This window comes from Pseudomonas sp. 10(2024) (assembly GCF_045164175.1).
GTDB classification, from domain to species: Bacteria; Pseudomonadota; Gammaproteobacteria; order Pseudomonadales; family Pseudomonadaceae; genus Aquipseudomonas; species Aquipseudomonas alloputida.
On the sequence record NZ_CP174006.1, the window covers coordinates 4,204,945 to 4,222,884 of the forward strand.

Sequence of the window (17,940 nt, forward strand, 5' to 3'; positions counted from 1 at the left end):
GAACCCGCTCCTACAACGGCCTGCGCCGAATCACCGATGCGTGTGTAGGAGCGGGTTTACCCGCGAAGAGGCCGGCATCGCCAACAGAGGCCTCAGCCACTGCGCCCAATCGGGTAAAACGCCCCCCGACTCCACACCCCAAGCCATTCCTCCCCGTCGATCACATGCGGCACCGCCAGCTCCACCAGTTGGTAAAACACATTGCGATTTATCAGCGCCTCCAGGTTGCTGCGCATCAGCACATACGGTGATGGCTCCTGCGTCAGCGGGTCGATCACCACCCGCAGGGGGTTATCTGGCCCCGCCTCGACCTGGTCCTCGACATTGCTGGTAAAACGCAGCACCTGCTGCTCGCCTTCGCCCTGCACTTCAAGCAACACGGCCACGAACGGCGCATCGTCGACACGAATGCCGACCTTCTCTACCGGGGTAATCAGGAAGTAGTCATCGCCGTCGCGGCGAATGATGGTAGAGAACAGCCGCACCATCGGCTTGCGCCCGATCGGCGTGCCCAGGTAGTACCAAGTGCCATCGCGGGCAATGCGCATGTCGATGTCACCACAGAAATCCGGGTTCCACAGGTGCACCGGCGGCAGCCCCTTGGCCTTGGGGATCTGCGCCAGAAGGTCATTGGCCTTGCCGGAGTCGCTCATCACGCTTGCCTCATTCACTCATGCCCAGAAGGCTACGAGCGTACTCGCGCATCGGCGCACCAAGCAAATCCTCCGGGGTGTTGTCGTGGAACGTCAACAAACCGCCACGGCTCTTGATGCGTGCGGTGTCGATCAGGTAACGGGTACTGGTTTCGATCAGCATCATCTGCACCACGCCAGTGTCCCAGCCCAAGCGGTCGACGGCCTGCTCGTCATACCACTCGTCACCATTGCCGATGCGATCGTCGGTACGTGCGAAGCGCGTATACAACACGTAGTCCGCACCCACCGCGCGCGCCTGGGCGATGGCCTCTTCGAGGCCCAGCGGGCCCTGGGCGCGACGTACCATCGGGAAGTATTCGACGAAGCTCTTGAAGGCCTGCTGGGCCACTGCATTCTGCCGAGGCACCGGCCCCTCCCCCGGCGGCACGAATGCACCCTGGCCAATGAAGATGAACGAATCAGGCTGCAGGCGGATCGACAAGGAGCGACGAGTTTCGCTGTGGTCCAGCAGACCGGCATCGCTCATGTGATAGCGGACGCCTTCGCCCATATCGCTGACATTCATGCAGCCGCCCAGCGCCATCAGCGCCAGCAGCAAGACCAGGCTACGCATCTTTCCTCCAGTGGCCGGCGACGAAAAACCGGCGAATAGCCGGCGGATGCAGCTTTTGCGCCAGCTTCAGCCACCGATCACTTTCATGACTGTCACGCCGCCGGAAAAGGCCACGTCCTGCTTGTCAGCCAAAGCCTTTACCAACAACCGCTGCAAGGCCGGCAGCGCCTGATGACGCGGTTTTTCCAGCAGGTCGCCGACGAAGTGCCGGTTACCTGACGACAGGCAGCCATGCAGCCACCCCGTAGAAGACAGGCGCAGCCGCGAGCAGGTACGGCAAAACGGCACGCTTTCGTTGGCAATGACGCCGAAGTGGCCCCTGCTGGGGATGTGGTAACGCATGGCAGTGGCGTCCAGCGGCGCATTCACCTGGGCGTAGGTATGCTGGCCGCCGATCAGCGCAAGCAGCTGGTCGAGGCCTACAAACTGCTGGAGGAAGGCGTTGCGATCGTGAGAGAGGTGGCCCATGCGCATCAGTTCGATGAAGCGCAGCTCGAAGCCGCGCGCAAGGCAGTAATCCAGCAAGGGCAGTACCTGATCAAGGTTTTTCCCGCGCATCGGCACCATGTTGACCTTGATTCGCATACCCAGGGCGCTGGCCTGCTCCATTGCGTCCAGCACAGTGCCCAGGTCGCCGCCACGGGCAATCTGGCGGAAAGCCAGCGGGTCGAGGGTGTCGAGGGAAACGTTCAGCCGACGAATCCCGGCCGCCTGCAGTTGCGGCAACTTGCGCGCCAGCAACTGGCCGTTGGTGGTCAGCGAGACGTCATCAAGGTCGAGTTTGGCCACGGCAGCCAGAAAGGCATCCAGGCGCGGGCTGACCAGTGGCTCACCGCCAGTAATCCGCAGGCGCTCAATGCCGGCGGCTTCGATCAGATAGGCCACGCCACGGGCCAAGGCATCCGCCGACAGCTCGTCCTGCGCCGCCACCAGCCGCTTTCCGTCAGGTACGCAGTAGGTACAGGCGTAGTTGCAGGCAGCCGTCAGGCTGACGCGCAGGTTGCGAAAGCGCCTGCCTTGACGATCGACAATCATGAATGACTCCGGCATGGATGAAGGGGCCGGCAAAACCTGACTCATAAATCAGGTTTTTGCAAGCCCCAATGCGCAATGCCGAATTTCCAAACGATAGCCAAACGCTTCGGGCTGCACTGCCGCGCAGCGGACGCACGAAGCAGTTTCGTTAAATGCTCAGTTCGAGGGTTCCGGGTCGCGCTTGCGCTTGTTGCCCATACGCACGCCAATGTCCATCAGGAACTGGAAGAAGCCTTCCTGGTCTTCCAGCACGTTGCTCCAGAACGGCGAGTGGTACAGCGCCACAGCGCCGTGCACCAGCGCCCAGGCAGCGCAGTAGTGGAAATACGGCGGCACGTCTTCGAGCTTGCCTTCGCTGATACGGCCCTTGATCAGCTGGGTCAGGCGGTCGAAATTGGAGGCACGGATGCTGTGCAGCTGCTCGACCATTTCCGGCACCTGATTGCCCTTGACCACCTTTTCTTCAAGGCGGTCGAACAGCCGGTAGCGTTGCGGGTCGCGCATGCGGAACTCGAAGTAGGCGCGCGACAGCGCTTCCTTGTCACGGTCGACGTCGGCCGAGTGCAACAGCTCGTTCAGGTCACGCTCGTAATCGAGCATCAGGCGCAGGTAGATCTCCGCCTTGGACTTGAAGTGCTTGTAGATCGTGCCTTTGCCGATGCCCACGGCGTCGGCGATCATCTCGACGGTGACGCTGTCTTCACCTTGCTCGAGAAACAGCTTGAGCGCGGTATCGAGGATTTCCTGTTCGCGACGGCGAAACTCACGGACCTTACGAGGTTCTTTCTGCATGGGAAGGACTGGATGACAATCGAAGCGGTTTATTATGCCTAACTTGCGGGAAATTGCACGGATCATCCACGCATGTCTGTGTTTCACGATGCATACGGCCATGCGCTGCGGGAGGAACGAAACGTTGGCGTATTCCAAATCTGTTTAAAAAACGTCCAATATGCACTGGCACTGCGCCAAACCTGACCAATACTTGAAGTGTTGGCGCGGCGCATCCCCCCCAGTGGCGCGCCGATAAAGGTGCTCAGGGACCGCGTACCTTTGTTTTACTCCTAATGGTCTTAACCCGGATTCCTCCCCCAGAACCCGGGTTTTTTTTGTGTTTTTGTGGGGAGGATGGTGTGACGGCTGTCAGGTGCGTGACGCAAGATTGTCAGCGCCTGTGAGATCGGGCGCCGCCCGCGCGGCGCTCTCGGGTAAATCCGCTCCTACGCTTGTTTCGGGCCAATTAGGCCTGGGGGATTTGCGTGCGAACGCCTTGGCACACGCCTCGATATCGCGTCGTACAAACAAGGCGGCCGCGCGCGCCTGGCACAGGACGGACTGGCCCGAAACAAACGTAGGAGCGGGTTTACCCGCGAAGCGCCGCGCGGGCGGCGCTCGATCTCATAGGCGCTGCAAGGGCTGTGTCAGGCACTTGTGACCCTCACACAATCTCTAACCCCGGTAAATCAAGCCACCCGCGCCAACGGGAACAGCCGCTTGAAGTTGGCGGTAGTCTGCTCGGCCAACTGCTCATAACTGGCCCCACGCAGCGAAGCCACATACTCCGCCACCTCCCGCACATACTGCGGCAGGTTCGGCTTGCCCCGATGCGGAATCGGCGCCAGGTACGGCGAATCGGTCTCCACCAGCAAGCGATCGACCGGCACCTGCCGCGCCACTTCCCGCAAGGCATCGGCATTGCGGAAGGTCACGATTCCCGACAGCGAGATGTAATAGCCAAGGTCCAGCGCGGCCTTGGCCATGTCCCAGTCCTCGGTAAAGCAGTGCAGTACGCCAGCCTGCGGCAGGTTGGCCTCACGCAGCAGCGCCAGGGTATCGGCACGCGCCGCCCGGGTATGCACGATCACCGGCTTGCCGGTCTGCCTGGAGGCCTCCAGGTGCAGGCGGAACGAGGCCTGCTGCAGCTCGGCAGCCTCCGGCTCGTAGTGGTAATCCAGCCCGGTTTCACCAATCGCCACCACATGCGGGTGGGCCAGTTCGCGCAACAACCATTCCAACGCCGGGGTTTCGCCAGGGGCAAGGTCCAGCGGATGCACGCCCACCGAGCAGTCGACGTCAGCGTACTGCTCGCTCAGCGCCTTCACTGCACCCGCATTCTCGGCACTGACGCCAATGCACAGGAAATGCCCGACCCCACGCTCACGCGCCGCCTGCAGGGCAGCATCGAGGGAGCCCTGGTGAGCAGTGAGGTCAAGACGGTCGAGGTGGCAATGGGAATCTACGAGCATGGGATAACGGCACACATGAAAAATGGAAAATCAGCGGGCACCCGGCAGTTGCAGCCAGTGAGCCAGCAGCGATTCAAGCAACAAGGCGCGGTTGAGGTTGGCCTTGCCCAGTACCTTCTGGCGCTGTTCGAGGATCCATGCCTGCACCTCCAGCACCTTGGCCTGGCGGCTCTTCTGCGCCAGGTATTGCACGACCTTGCGCATATCGGCCAAGCCTAACCCTTCTTCGTCCTGGGTCAACTGGTAGCGCAGGATCAGGTGCGTCCAATCGCAGAACCAGTCGAACAGCAGCAACAACGGTACACCGCTCCAGGCATCGGCCAGCTGGCTGGGCGATTGCTGCTGCTTGAGCAGCTTCTTCACCCCGTCGGTTACCAGCGCGCGTTGCTCGCGAACCCCCTGCGCCTGCAGGCTGACCGCCATCAATGGCGAACCTGCCGCCAGCGCCAGCAGCTCATCGCGCTCGACCTCGTCGCAGTCGGGTAACGCGCCAGTCAGCCATGCCTGGCTCTGGGCCAGACTGGGCTGCGGACAGGCCACCTGCTGGCAGCGGCTCTTGATCGTCGGCAACAGACGGCTGGGCTGGTGCGTCACCAGCAACAACACGGTATCACCGGAAGGTTCTTCAAGGCTTTTGAGCAGGGCGTTGGAGGCGTTGACATTCATCGCCTCCACCGGCTCGATCAACACCACCTTGCGCCCGCCCAACTGCGCGGTCTGCACCACAAAGGCCACCAGCTCGCGTACCTGGTCGACCTTGATCGGCTTGTCAGCCTCCTCCGGCTCGAGGACGAAGTTGTCCGGGTGGCTGCCGGCCTTGAGCAACAGGCACGACTTACACGCCCCACAAGCGTCCAGGCCCTGCGGCTGCTGGCACAACAGGCGCGCCATCAGACGCTCGGCCATGGCCCGCTTGCCAATACCCTGCGGCCCATGCAGCAGGTAAGCGTGGGCGTGGCGGCTGCGACCGGCCAGTTGCTGCCACAGCGCCTGCTGCCAAGGGTAGGCCTCAGCCACGGCAACGCTCCAGAATGCCTGGCAGCAGTACGTCGATGTCACGCTGCACCGCCTCCAGGGATTGTGCCGCATCAAGCAGGCTGTAGCGCTGTGGCGCGCCTTGGGCGCGCTGCAGGTACGCCTGGCGCACCGCTTCGAAGAACGCCTGCCCTTCCTGCTCGAATCGGTCCAGGCGGCCACGGGCGGCGGCGCGGGCAAGGCCCACTTCCACCGGCAGGTCGAAGACCAGGGTCAGGTCCGGGCGCAGGTCGCCCTGGACGAATTGTTCCAGAACCGCGATACGCTCGACCGACAGACCACGCCCGCCACCCTGATAGGCATAGGTGGCGTCCGTGAAACGATCACACAGTACAACAGCCCCGCGGGCCAGCGCCGGGCGGATGACCTGCGCCAGGTGCTGGGCGCGAGCGGCGAACACCAGCAGCAGCTCGGTGTCGGCCGCCATGCCTTCGTCGCTGGGCGTCAGCAACAGTTCACGCACCTTTTCCGCCAGCGGCGTACCGCCTGGCTCACGGGTCAGCACCACGTCCAGGCCGTGCTCGCGCAGGCGCGCGGCCAGGTAGTCGCGATTGGTGCTCTTGCCCGCGCCTTCGGGGCCTTCCAAAGTAATAAACAAGCCGCTCACAGGCAGTCCTTAATGTTGTTCGTCAGGCGTCGGCCGCTCGGCCGCTTGCGCACCGCCGGCAGGGGCATCCTGCGCGGGCGCTTCATCGGGGGCTGGCTGCGCAGTTGGCTCATCCGCTGCTGACGGGTCCGCTGCTGGGGGCTCAGGGCGCTGCGCATCGTCGGCGCCCGATGCCTGTTCGGCATCATCGGCACCTGGCTTGGCCTCTTGCTGCGGCGCGGGACTGGAGCGGTAGTCCGATCGGCGCTTGAGCTGGAACTCGCGCACTGCCGAATTGTGGTCGTCGAGGTCGTCGGAAAACACATGGCTGCCATCGCCGCGGGCGACGAAGTAAAGACTGGTGCCATTGGACGGGTTCAGCGCCGCGTGAATCGCCTCGCGGCCGACCATGGCGATCGGGGTCGGCGGCAGGCCGGTCATGGTGTAGGTGTTATAGGGCGTCGGCTCGCGCAGGTCGGCGCGGGTGATCTTGCCGTTGTAGCGTTCACCCATGCCATAGATAACCGTCGGGTCGGTCTGCAGCATCATACCCAGGCGCATGCGCCGCACGAACACGCCGGCGATCTGCCCGCGCTCCTGCGGAATGCCGGTTTCCTTTTCTACCAGGGAGGCCATGATCAGCGCCTGGTACGGGTCACGATACGGCAGGTCGGTGGAACGCTCGGCCCACTCCTTGGCCAGCACTTCGTCCAGACGCATGTAGGCCTGCTGCAGCAACTCGACATCGCTCATACCCCGCACGAAGCGGTAGGTGTCGGGGAAGAAACGGCCTTCGGGGAACACACCGGTATGGCCGAGCTTGTCCATGACCTCGGCATCCGACAAGCCCTCCAGGGTATGCTTGATCTTTTCATGCTTGGCCACGGCCGCACGCACCTGGCGGAAGGTCCAGCCTTCGACCAGGGTGAGGTTGTACTGCACCACGTCGGCACGGCGCCAGGCGTCGAACAATTGCTCGACGGTCATGCCAGGGGTAAGACGGTACTCACCGGTGTGCAGGGGGGTGCCGGCCATGTTGAAGCGCCAGTACAAACGCAACCAGACAGCGTCGTCGAGCAACCCTTCCCTTTGCATGCTGTAGAACATGCGGTTGGGGTTAGTGCCATTGGGCACATCCAGCAGGCGTTCCTGCGTGATGCGCAGGGGCTGCTCCAGGACCGAGTTGACCTTCCAGGCCGACCAGCCAAACACCAGGCCGGCAAGGATCAAGCCCATTTCCAGCAACAGCAGGAATTTACGTCTCACGAATTCAGGTTTCCAGTAACGTACGGGCAACGGCCTGCAGTTTACGAGTGAGCGGGCCCGGCGACCAGTTTAGCGCGGCTACGCCACACACGGGCCAAATGCCGTAAACGCTATTGCAAACAAATACTTCATCCGCTTGCTCAAGCGCCTCGAACGACAGGTCGCAGACGTGTGCCGCAATACCCAGCAGCGGGGCCTGTTCCAGCAGTGCGGCACGCATCACGCCCGCCACGCCACAACGGCTAAGGTCGGCGGTAAGCAGCGCGCCATCGCGCACCAGAAACAGATTGCTGTATACCCCTTCGATCACCCTGCCCTGCGCGTCACGCATCAGGCCTTCGGCATGGTCGCTGTCCTGCCATTCGGCACGGGCCAGCACCTGCTCCAGGCGGTTAAGGTGTTTGAGGCCGGCCAGCAGTGGTTGTTCCCCAAGCCGGGTCTGGCAAGGGAACAAACGCACGCCATGCTCAGCATGCTCGACAGGATAATGGGGTAATGGGCTGCCTTGCAGGATACGCCGCGGCGCTGCATCGACAGCTGGCGCATAGCCACGCTGGCTATCGCCACGGGTAAGGATAAGTTTGACGACACCCTCACCCAGCTGGCTGGCGTAACGCAGCAACTCGTCGCGCACCAGCGCCAGGTCGGTGTTGATCGCCAAGCGCTGGCAGCCCAGCGCCAGGCGTGCAAGGTGGCCGTCCAGCAAGCTGGGCCGGGCACCTCGCACGGCGATGGTTTCGAACAGGCCATCGCCGTAGGCCAGGCCGCGGTTCTGCAGGTTGAGTGCAGTCGCCGGCTGGCCGTCGATCCAGCTGTGCATCAGTCGGCAAACCGGCGGAATACCAGCGAGCCGTTGGTGCCGCCAAAGCCGAACGAGTTGGACAGCACCACGTCGATCGGCATGCTGCGCGCCTGGTGGGGAACGAAGTCGAGGTCACACCCTTCGTCCGGCTCGTCCAGGTTGATGGTCGGTGGGGCCATCTGGCTATTGATTGCCAGCACGCTGAAGATCGCTTCCACCGCGCCCGCGGCGCCCAGCAAGTGGCCCGTCATCGACTTGGTCGAGCTGACCGCCAGCTTGTAGGCATGCTCGCCGAACACGCGCTTGATCGCCGCCACTTCGGCCACATCGCCCGCCGGGGTAGAAGTGCCGTGGGCGTTGATGTAGCTGACGTCTTCCGGCTGGATACCGGCATCGCGCAAAGCGTTGGCCATGCAGCGGGCAGCGCCCTCGCCAGAGTCGGGTGGCGAGGTCATGTGGTAGGCGTCGCCGCTCATGCCAAAGCCAACCAGCTCGGCATAGATAGTCGCACCGCGGGCCTTGGCGTGCTCCAGCTCCTCGAGCACCAGGGCTCCGGCACCGTCGGACAATACAAAGCCGTCACGACCCTTGTCCCACGGGCGGCTGGCCCGGCTGGGTTCATCGTTGCGGGTAGACAGTGCGCGCGAAGCGCCAAAACCGCCCATGCCCAGACCACAAGCGGCCATCTCGGCGCCACCTGCGATCATCACGTCAGCTTCACCGTAGGCGATATTGCGCGCGGCCATGCCGATGCAATGGGTGCCAGTGGTGCACGCAGTGGCGATGGCATAGTTCGGCCCTTGCAGACCCAGGTGGATCGACAGGAAACCGGAGATCATGTTGATGATCGAACCCGGCACGAAGAACGGCGAAATGCGGCGCGGCCCTGAATCGTGCAGGGTGCGGCTGGTTTCTTCGATGTTGGTCAGACCACCGATACCCGAGCCCATGGCCACGCCAATACGCTCGCGGTTGGCATCGGTGACCTCCAGGCCGGCATTACGCACGGCCTGGAAACCAGCCGCCAGGCCGTACTGGATGAACAGGTCGAGCTTGCGGGCCTCTTTGGCCGACAAGTACTGCTCAACCTCGAAGCCTTTCACCGAGCCGCCAAAACGGGTGGAGTAGGCAGACAGGTCCGTGTGTTCGATCGGACCGATGCCACTGCGGCCAGCCAGAATGCCCTGCCAGGTGCTCGGTACATCGGTACCCAGTGGCGACAGCATACCCATACCGGTGACCACGACGCGTCTACGCGACACAGTACTCTCCTTTTCTAATAACAGAGTCTCTTGCCATTGCATTCAAGTGCTGGAATGAAATGGCAACAAGCTCTTGGTGCGCGGTGAACGAAGCCGCCTGATAAATGCGAGGCGCTCGCAAAGAAAAAACCGCACGCCGGCGAAGGCAGTGCGGTTTTCCCCGACAAGAAACGTCGACTGTAGCGTCTTAGGCCTGGTGGGCTTTGACGTAGTCGATGGCAGCTTGAACGGTAGTGATCTTCTCGGCTTCTTCGTCAGGGATTTCGGTCTCGAATTCCTCTTCCAGAGCCATCACCAGTTCAACGGTGTCAAGCGAATCGGCACCCAGGTCATCGACGAAGGACTTAGTCTCAGTCACTTCTTCTTCCTTGACGCCCAGTTGCTCGGCGACGATTTTCTTGACGCGTTCTTCGATGGTGCTCATACCTAGTTTTCACTCCTAATGGATATATGTCAGGCAGCTGGCCGGTGGCTAATTTTATAGAAAGACGTTCGCTTTTCAAGCTAAACGCACCTTCAGGCTAGTCACCACACCCGCTGCCTGGAATCTGGTTGCAGCTTTATAACGGATTTTAGGCTCGCAGTATGACTCTTTTTTTACGAAACCCGTCACATTGAGTTGCAGTATTACATGTACATCCCGCCGTTGACCGGCACGGTAGCGCCGGTCACGTAGGCGGCGCCGTCGGACGCCAGGAACGAAACCACCTTGGCAATTTCGTCAGCCTGGCCCAGGCGGCCCAGCGGAATCTGGGTCTGCAGGGCTTCGCGCTGAGCTTCCGGCAGCTCGCGGGTCATGTCGGTATCGATGAAGCCCGGGGTCACCGAGTTGACGGTGATGCCACGCGAACCCACCTCACGCGCCAGGGCGCGACTGAAGCCTTCCAGACCGGCCTTGGCCGCCGCGTAGTTGGCCTGACCTGCGTTACCCATGGCACCGACGACCGAGCCGATGCTGATGATACGACCCCAACGTGCCTTGGTCATGCCACGCAGCACGCCCTTGGACAGACGGTAGAGGCTGTTCAGGTTGGTGTCGATGACATCGAACCACTCGTCGTCTTTCATGCGCAGCATCAGGTTGTCACGGGTGATACCGGCGTTGTTGACCAGGATGGCCGGCGCACCGAACTGCTCGCCAATAGCGGCCAGTACGGCTTCAACCGATTCGGCGCTGGTCACGTTCAGCTCCATGCCGGTGCCGGTGATGCCGTGTTCTTTCAGGGTGGCAGCGATGCGCTCGGCGCCGGACGCCGAAGTGGCGGTACCGATCACGGTCGCGCCCTGGCGGCCCAGCTCGAGGGCGATGGCCTGGCCAATGCCACGGCTGGCGCCGGTAACCAGTGCAACTTTACCTTGCAGGCTCATGCAAGCTTCTCCAAATCAGGCCAGTGCCGCGCGGGTGGCAGCAACGGCGTCAGGGGTGTTGAGGTTGTAGGTGGTCACGCCGTCGGCGCAACGCTTGTTAAGGCCAGCCAGGACCTTGCCCGGGCCACACTCGACCAGGTTGACCGCACCGTTGGCGGCCAGGGTCTGCACGCACTCGACCCAGCGTACCGGCTGGTACAGCTGTGCCAGCAGGTCGTGCTTGAGGGCATCGAGGTCGGCGGCGACGGCAGCAGTGACGTTCTGCACCACCGGAATCTGCGGGGCCTTCCATTCGATGGCATTGACCGAATCGGCAAAGCGCTCGGCGGCGGGCTTCATCAGGGCGCAGTGCGACGGGACGCTCACCGCCAGTGGCAGGGCGCGCTTGGCACCTTTGGCCTTGCACAGCTCCATGGCGCGGTCTACCGCCGCCTTGTTACCGGCGATGACCACCTGACCAGGCGAGTTGAAGTTCACGGCGCTGACCACTTCATCTTCAGCGGCTTCGGCGCAGAGTTCCACGACCACAGCATCGTCCAGGCCGAGAATGGCAGCCATGGCGCCGTGACCGGCCGGTACGGCTTCCTGCATCAGCTGACCGCGGCGCTCGACCAGGCGAACGGCATCTTTCAGGCTGATGCTGCCAGCGGCGACCAGGGCGCTGTATTCGCCCAGGCTGTGCCCGGACACGAAGGCAGGCTTGGCACCGCCCTCTTCCAGCCACAGGCGCCACAGTGCGATGGACGCAGTAAGGATTGCCGGCTGGGTCTTGTCGGTCTGGTTGAGTTGCTCTTCCGGGCCGTCCTGGACCAGCTTCCACAGGTCGTAGCCGAGCGCTTCGGACGCTTCCTTGAAGGTTTCGATGATCACTGGCTTCTCGGCGCCGAGCTCGGCGAGCATGCCCAGCGACTGGGAACCTTGACCGGGAAAGACGAATGCGAGGGATGCAGACATTGAACAAGCCCTTATGATCTTGTCGTCGGATAGTGTGCGCCAGGCCCGAGGCCAGGCGCGGAATCTGAAAACTTGGATGGAAACATAGACCAAGCGGTCACATTTAAGCACTTCATCGGCGAAATGCCTAAGGCAACAGATCTTCAAGGCGGCCGTGCAGCCGCTGCGGCAGGTTTTCCTGAATTTCGATCAGCGCCCGCTGGATGGCACTCTGAAACCCCTGCACGCCCGCCGAGCCATGACTCTTGATGACGATACCCTGCAGCCCCAGGAAGCTCGCCCCATTGTGCCGCGCCGGCGCCAGGTCGGCCTGCAGACGCTTGAGCAGCGGCATGGCAACGGCCCCGGCAACGCGGGCAAAAGCACCGCCCTTGAACAGTTTTTCGATGCGCGCACCAATCATCGTCGCCAGGCCCTCGCTGGACTTGAGCAGTATGTTGCCGACAAAACCGTCGCACACCACCACGTCTGCCTCACCCCGGTACAGGCCATCCCCTTCGACGAAACCGACATAGTTGAGGCCGCGGGCGTTCTGCAACAGCGTGGCAGCCAGCTTGACCTGCTGGTTACCCTTGATGTCCTCGGTACCGATATTCAACAGCGCCACGCGTGGCCGATGCACACCCAGGGCCTGAGCGGCCACCGAGCCCATTACCGCGAACTGGTAGAGGTTTTCGGCACTGCAGTCGACATTCGCGCCCAGATCGAGCAGTTGGCAGTAACCCGCCTGGGTCGGGATCGCCGCCACCATGGCCGGCCGGTCGATACCCGGCAGGGTCTTGAGCACGAAGCGCGACAACGCCATCAGCGCCCCGGTATTGCCGGCACTGACACAGGCCTGGGCTTTTCCGTCGCGCACCAGTTCGAGGGCGATGCGCATCGACGAATCCGGCTTGCCACGCAACGCCTGGGATGGCCGCTCGTCCATGCCGACTACCTCACTGGCGGCGACAATCTGCAGGCGCGCGCGATCCGCAGCTGGCAGGCCGCTGACGAGATCTTCAAGGAGGGAGGGTTGACCGACGAGGGTCAGATGAAGCGAGGGGGTAGCCGAAAGGCAGGCAATGCTAGCCTGGACAATGCTGCGGGGACCGAAGTCCCCGCCCATTGCGTCGATCGCGATGACCTGAGCGGACAAGGATTACTCGTCAGCGCCCTTGTCGACCACTTTACGACCACGGTATACGCCTTCTGGCGAAACGTGGTGACGCAGGTGAACTTCACCGGTGGTTTTCTCTACCGACAGCGCGTTTTCCGACAGGGCGTCGTGCGAACGGCGCATGTCACGGGCAGAGCGGGATTTTTTGTTCTGCTGAACAGCCATAATTGATTAACTCCTAAACGTTTGGGTCACGCTTTAACTGCGCCAAAACACTGAACGGGTTGGACCGCGATACCTCGTCCTTGCTCGATTCGGGCTCGTCTGCGCCCGCCGGCTGCTGGCATTCTTCCGGATGATGAGCAGGCACGATTGGCAAGGCGAGCAAAAGCTCCTCCTCAACCAATGCCTGCAGATCCAAAGGATCTTCGCCCAGTTCCAGCACGTCATAGCCTTTCGGCAACGACTGGGTATTCGCACCCTCCTTCACCACGGCGTATGTACATTCGCTGTGGATCGGTAGGGTGACCAGCTCAAGACAACGCTGGCAAACCATCTTGACTTCGACGTCCAGCTCGCTGTGGATAACCACCACGTGCTGTTCATCTCGTTCAAAATCGAACTTCGCCTGCACCGTACCGACATTGTCGGAAAGCGGGTCGCAGAGTCTTTCCAAATCAGCGAGTTGCAGCGAACCGTTAAGGGTTACGCCACGATCGGCTAATTTGCGCGGGTCAACGTGAGGTGGAATCGGGTCATTCAACATAGGCGCAGCATTCTAGGGATGCCCCCCGCCCCTGTCAAAGGAAATTAGGCGGCATCGTGCGTGATAGAATTGGTTCAACCGAACCCGGAGTCTACCATGCTTCCTTTGTTACTGGCTTCCAGCTCTGCCTATCGCCGCGAACTGCTCGCACGCCTGCACCTGCCCTTCACCTGGGCAAGCCCCGATATAGACGAGCAACGCCTGGATGGCGAACCGCCCGTAGAGCTGGTGCGCCGGCTGGCCAGGCAAAAGGCCGAGGCATTGGCAGGCAGCCACCCCCGACACCTGATCATAGGCTCGGACCAGGTTGCGGTATTGGGCGAGCAGGTGCTGGGCAAGCCGCATACGTTCGAGCGCGCCTGCGAGCAACTGCTGGAGTGTAGCGGGCAGCAGGTGAGCTTTCTTACCGGGCTGGCACTGCTGAACAGCGCCACCGGGCAATGCCAGGTGGATTGCGTGCCTTTTACCGTGACACTGCGTGAACTAAGCAGGGAGCAGGTCGAGCGTTACGTGGCAGCAGAACAGCCGCTGGATTGCGCAGGGAGTTTCAAGGCGGAGGGGCTGGGGGTGAGCTTGTTCCAGAGCACGCACGGGTGCGACGCGACCAGCCTGATCGGGCTGCCGCTGATTCGGCTGGTGGATATGCTGACCAAGGAAGGGGTGATGGTTCCGTAACCTGGCTGGGGATTTGGGCGCCCGGCAGATCGAGCGCCGCCCGGGAGGGTGAACGATCGGGGATGCTGGACGGCGGGTCCGGCCTATTCGCGGGTAAACCCGCTCCTACAACGGGCGTGGCGACACCACCTCATGCCCGCGAATGCGATGGTGCTGCGACGGTGAATGGCCAGGGATATTGGCCGGCAGGCCTGGCCTATTCGCGGGTAAACCCGCTCCTACAACGGGCATGGCGACACCAGCTCATGCCCGCGAATGCGATGGTGCTGCGACGGTGAATGGCTAGGGATATTGGCCGGCAGGCCTGGCCTATTCGCGGGTAAACCCGCTCCTACAACGCACCGCTGGGCACCCCGATCGATGAGCGAGCCTGCGCGCGATGCGCCGCGCGGGCGGCGCTTGATCTGCCAGACACCACAAGAACTGCGACGAACTCAACGCAACTGCGGCCCCTGGAACCCCATCCACATCGCCAGGTGCTCAGCCACGCTGGCACCCACGCGCTTGGAGAAGCGATCGAAAGGCGACTCCTGAACGGTGAAGTCAACCAACTCCTTCTCGCCCACGATCTCACGCGCCACATAGCTGGCACTGCCCAAGCCATCCACCAGCCCCAGCGCCTTGGCCTGCTCACCCGACCAGATCAGGCCGCTGAACAACTCCGGGTGCTCCTTATCCTTCAGGCGCTCACCCCGCCCCTGCTTGACCATGGCGATGAACTGCCGGTGCGTGGTATCCAGCACACCCTGCCAGAACCGGGTCTCTTCTGGTTTTTCCGGCGAAAACGGATCAAGGAACGCCTTGTGCTCACCCGATGTATAGGCACGGCGCTCGACCCCTAGCTTCTCCATGGTGCCAACAAAGCCATAACCCGCCGCCGTCACCCCAATGGACCCCACCAGGCTGGCCTTGTCGGCATAGATCTCGTCCGCCGCACTGGCGATGTAATAGGCACCGGAAGCACCAAGGTCAGCGATCACCGCATACAGCTTGATGGCGGGATATTCGGCACGCAGGCGACGGATTTCGTCATACACGTAACCCGCCTGCACCGGGCTGCCACCCGGGCTATTGATGCGCATCACCACAGCCTTGGTCTTGTCGTCCTTGAACGCTTCGCGCAGGCTCTTGACGATGTTATCGGCGCTGGCAGCCTCCTGATCGGCAATCACCCCACGCACCTCGACCAGCGCGGTATGGCTGGCACTGCGCGAAGCGGCCTTGTCCATGTCCATCAGCGGCGAGAACAACGCCAGAATGCCGAACAGGTAGACGAAGGTCAGCAGCTTGAAGAAGATCCCCCAGCGCCGCGACCGTCGCTGCTCCTGCACGCTGGCCAGCAAGGTCTTTTCCAGCAGCTTCCAGCTGTTGCGCTCTTCGCGCTCCCCGGGCTCGGCCTCAGGGGCTTTCCATTCGTCTGCCATGCTTACCTACCTTGGAAGTGGAATTGCGGAACCACCCAGCCACTCGCGCAACTGGGAAAAGTGATCGATGCATACCTGCGGGCCAAACTCGGCCAGCGCCTGCAGCGACATGGCACCATAGCCAACCGCCACCGAATGCATGCCGGCATTGCTGGCCATCTGCAGGTCGAATGCCGAATCTCCGACCATCAGCGCACGCGACGGTTCGACGCCACAATGCCCGAGGATTTCCTCAAGCATCAGCGGGTGTGGCTTGCCACGGGTCTCGTCAGCGGCGCGGGTGATGTCGAAGAACCGCTCCCAGCCATTGGCCTTGAGCACCCGATCCAGCCCGCGACGGGCCTTGCCGGTGGCCACCGCCAGGCGGTAACCCTCGGCGCGAAAGGCATCCAGCGACTCGACCACGCCATCGAACAACGGCGAAGGTTGCTGATCCAGCGCAACGTAGACATCGGCATAGTGCTGGCGGAAGCTGGCAACCTCTGCAGGCGCCAGGTGCGGGTACAGGGTGTGGATCGCCTCGTCCAAGGCCAGACCGATGATACCCTTGACCGCATCGTCGCTGCTCTGCGCCTCACCGGCGCGCTCTGCGGCGACACTCATGGCCTCGACGATACGCCCAATGGAATCGGCCAGGGTGCCGTCCCAGTCGAAGATCAGTAGCTCATAGCCTTTTTTCATGGATCAGGACGCACTCAGACGTTCAACGGTTTTCGCCCAGACCTCATCCACAGGCGCCTCGAGCTTCAATTCACCACCGTCCGGCAGCGGTACAGTCAACGCATAGGCATGCAGAAACAGGCGCTTGCCGCCCAACTCGCGAATTTCCCGGCTGAAGTCTTCGTCGCCGTATTTGCTGTCGCCAGCGATCATGTGCCCGGCATGCAGGGTGTGCACGCGGATCTGATGGGTACGACCGGTTATCGGGCGCGCCTCGACGATGGTGGCAAAGTCACCAAAACGGCGCAGGACGCGAAACAGGGTCAGCGCCTCCTTGCCTTCATCGTTCACTTCGACCATGCGCTCGCCGGAACGCAGGTTGCTCTTGAGCAACGGCGCGTTGACCTGCTTTTTCGAGGTTGGCCAATGGCCGCGCACCAGCGCCATATAGCGCTTGTCGACACCATCACCGCGCAGGGCGGCATGCAGGTGACGCAGCATGCTGCGCTTCTTGGCGATCATCAACAGGCCAGACGTGTCGCGATCCAGGCGGTGCACCAGCTCCAGCTCCTTGGCGTCCGGGCGCAACTGGCGCAGCGCCTCGATCACCCCGAAGCTCAGGCCACTGCCGCCGTGCACGGCAATGCCGGCCGGCTTGTTCATCACGATAAGCGCTTTGTCCTCGTAGACAATGGCGGCTTCCAGACGCTGCAGTAGGCCTTGGGCCACCGGCGCCGGTTCGTCTCGTTCCGGCAAGCGGACGGGCGGGACCCGCACGATGTCGCCGGCCTGGATCTTGTACTCCGGCTTGACGCGGCCCTTGTTGACCCTCACCTCACCCTTGCGCAGGATGCGGTAGACCAGTGTCTTGGGCACGCCCTTGAGGGCCGTGATGAGGAAATTATCGATGCGTTGGCCGGCAAGCTCCGGCGCGACTTCGATCAGCTGAACGCCGGAAGTCGGAGGGGTATTGGTCGTCATTGCGAGATCATAACAATTTTTTATGGAATTGAAGCACTTAATCATTGCTGCTATAGTCGCGAACGCCGCCAAAAGCGGCAGGCCAGCGGCACCAGGCTCTTTGCCGGTCCCTGACCTTCGCAATTCTCCAGGACGCGAGGCCGTCCTACGGGGTTTTCGCCAGTTTACCGAAATGCCTGGAATCGCCACCAGCGCCGTGTAGAGAAGACCGAAAAAAAACGACAAGTGCGGTGTTTCACCTGCTTACCCGATTCTTTTCGCTGCACCTCTGCCCGCGAGTCGCTTCCACGCATCGCCCGGCGAATGCTTCGGAAATACCTGCCTTGGACATGAATGGCGCCAGCGCAGAACCAGCGCTGGCGAAAAATGCAACCCGTTGCGGATTCAGCGCGCGGCAGCACCCGAATTATCAGGGATACGTGCAGGGTGGAGATGCACAGCCCTCGGACCGTGTAGCACCGCGTCCGGCCACCAGCCCACTGACGGCTGGTGAGCGGATAAGGTCCTGAACA

Annotated in this window: 20 protein-coding genes; 1 reads left to right on the top strand and 19 read right to left on the bottom strand. The window is 62.2% G+C overall.

Features of this window, described 5'->3' with window-relative positions:
• Positions 1-92: 92 nt before the first annotated feature.
• From ACI7M0_RS19045 to ACI7M0_RS19120, 16 genes are all read right to left on the bottom strand, one after another.
• The gene (locus tag ACI7M0_RS19045; protein WP_129933670.1) at positions 93-653 is read right to left on the bottom strand and encodes a DUF1285 domain-containing protein; all 561 of its coding nucleotides are present in this window, start codon (positions 651-653) and stop codon (positions 93-95) included.
• A 10-nt stretch (positions 654-663) separates the two neighbouring features.
• A complete protein-coding gene (locus tag ACI7M0_RS19050; protein ID WP_020193440.1) occupies positions 664-1,269 on the bottom strand; it encodes a DUF4823 domain-containing protein in 606 nt (201 codons plus the stop codon).
• A 66-nt stretch (positions 1,270-1,335) separates the two neighbouring features.
• Positions 1,336-2,304: a GTP 3',8-cyclase MoaA gene (locus tag ACI7M0_RS19055; protein ID WP_129933671.1), complete on the bottom strand. Its 969-nt coding sequence runs from the start codon at positions 2,302-2,304 to the stop codon at positions 1,336-1,338.
• A 156-nt stretch (positions 2,305-2,460) separates the two neighbouring features.
• Positions 2,461-3,096: a TetR/AcrR family transcriptional regulator gene (locus ACI7M0_RS19060; RefSeq protein ID WP_003247170.1), complete on the bottom strand. Its 636-nt coding sequence runs from the start codon at positions 3,094-3,096 to the stop codon at positions 2,461-2,463.
• Positions 3,097-3,767: 671 nt separating this feature from the next.
• Positions 3,768-4,550 carry a TatD family hydrolase gene (locus ACI7M0_RS19065; RefSeq protein ID WP_010952986.1) on the bottom strand — a complete coding sequence of 261 codons (783 nt, stop codon included), beginning with the start codon at positions 4,548-4,550 and terminating at the stop codon, positions 3,768-3,770.
• 30 nt (positions 4,551-4,580) lie between these two features.
• A complete protein-coding gene (locus ACI7M0_RS19070) occupies positions 4,581-5,567 on the bottom strand; it encodes a DNA polymerase III subunit delta' (RefSeq protein ID WP_129933672.1) in 987 nt (328 codons plus the stop codon).
• Positions 5,560-6,192, bottom strand: coding sequence for a dTMP kinase (gene tmk / locus ACI7M0_RS19075; RefSeq protein WP_020192642.1), 633 nt, complete (start codon positions 6,190-6,192; stop codon positions 5,560-5,562). Before tmk ends, ACI7M0_RS19070 begins: the two co-directional genes overlap by 8 nt.
• A gap of 9 nt (positions 6,193-6,201) precedes the next feature.
• A complete protein-coding gene (gene mltG, locus ACI7M0_RS19080; protein ID WP_129933673.1) occupies positions 6,202-7,437 on the bottom strand; it encodes an endolytic transglycosylase MltG in 1,236 nt (411 codons plus the stop codon).
• Positions 7,438-7,441: 4 nt separating this feature from the next.
• Positions 7,442-8,257, bottom strand: coding sequence for an aminodeoxychorismate lyase (pabC, locus tag ACI7M0_RS19085; protein ID WP_129933674.1), 816 nt, complete (start codon positions 8,255-8,257; stop codon positions 7,442-7,444).
• A complete protein-coding gene (fabF, locus tag ACI7M0_RS19090) occupies positions 8,257-9,501 on the bottom strand; it encodes a beta-ketoacyl-ACP synthase II (protein WP_003247162.1) in 1,245 nt (414 codons plus the stop codon). The genes pabC and fabF overlap by 1 nt, the downstream gene beginning before the upstream one ends.
• 187 nt (positions 9,502-9,688) lie before the next feature.
• A complete protein-coding gene (gene acpP / locus ACI7M0_RS19095) occupies positions 9,689-9,925 on the bottom strand; it encodes an acyl carrier protein (RefSeq protein ID WP_003247161.1) in 237 nt (78 codons plus the stop codon).
• Between the two features lie 203 nt (positions 9,926-10,128).
• Complete coding sequence (fabG, locus tag ACI7M0_RS19100; RefSeq protein ID WP_003247160.1) at positions 10,129-10,869, bottom strand: 3-oxoacyl-ACP reductase FabG; 741 nt, start codon at positions 10,867-10,869, stop codon at positions 10,129-10,131.
• Between the two features lie 15 nt (positions 10,870-10,884).
• The gene (gene fabD / locus ACI7M0_RS19105) at positions 10,885-11,823 is read right to left on the bottom strand and encodes an ACP S-malonyltransferase (RefSeq protein WP_129933675.1); all 939 of its coding nucleotides are present in this window, start codon (positions 11,821-11,823) and stop codon (positions 10,885-10,887) included.
• A gap of 127 nt (positions 11,824-11,950) precedes the next feature.
• Positions 11,951-12,961: a phosphate acyltransferase PlsX gene (plsX, locus tag ACI7M0_RS19110; protein ID WP_104962283.1), complete on the bottom strand. Its 1,011-nt coding sequence runs from the start codon at positions 12,959-12,961 to the stop codon at positions 11,951-11,953.
• A 3-nt stretch (positions 12,962-12,964) separates the two neighbouring features.
• Positions 12,965-13,147 carry a 50S ribosomal protein L32 gene (gene rpmF / locus ACI7M0_RS19115; RefSeq protein WP_003247154.1) on the bottom strand — a complete coding sequence of 61 codons (183 nt, stop codon included), beginning with the start codon at positions 13,145-13,147 and terminating at the stop codon, positions 12,965-12,967.
• Positions 13,148-13,160: 13 nt separating this feature from the next.
• Positions 13,161-13,688, bottom strand: coding sequence for a YceD family protein (locus ACI7M0_RS19120; RefSeq protein ID WP_010952934.1), 528 nt, complete (start codon positions 13,686-13,688; stop codon positions 13,161-13,163).
• Between the two features lie 96 nt (positions 13,689-13,784).
• On the opposite strand from ACI7M0_RS19120, the gene ACI7M0_RS19125 reads away from it, so the two are divergent.
• The gene (locus tag ACI7M0_RS19125; protein ID WP_049586855.1) at positions 13,785-14,363 is read left to right on the top strand and encodes a nucleoside triphosphate pyrophosphatase; all 579 of its coding nucleotides are present in this window, start codon (positions 13,785-13,787) and stop codon (positions 14,361-14,363) included.
• Positions 14,364-14,797: 434 nt separating this feature from the next.
• Here ACI7M0_RS19125 and ACI7M0_RS19130 read toward each other — a convergent pair whose 3' ends face one another.
• From ACI7M0_RS19130 to rluC, 3 genes are read right to left on the bottom strand one after another with little or no spacing between them, the layout of a single operon-like run.
• Positions 14,798-15,787 (bottom strand): S49 family peptidase, encoded by a 990-nt coding sequence (locus tag ACI7M0_RS19130; RefSeq protein WP_010952932.1) that lies wholly within the window; start codon positions 15,785-15,787, stop codon positions 14,798-14,800.
• A gap of 6 nt (positions 15,788-15,793) precedes the next feature.
• Positions 15,794-16,468, bottom strand: a complete 675-nt coding sequence (locus ACI7M0_RS19135) for an HAD family hydrolase (RefSeq protein ID WP_129933938.1) — start codon at positions 16,466-16,468, stop codon at positions 15,794-15,796.
• A 3-nt stretch (positions 16,469-16,471) separates the two neighbouring features.
• A complete protein-coding gene (rluC, locus tag ACI7M0_RS19140) occupies positions 16,472-17,428 on the bottom strand; it encodes a 23S rRNA pseudouridine(955/2504/2580) synthase RluC (RefSeq protein WP_003247149.1) in 957 nt (318 codons plus the stop codon).
• Positions 17,429-17,940 lie beyond the last annotated feature (512 nt).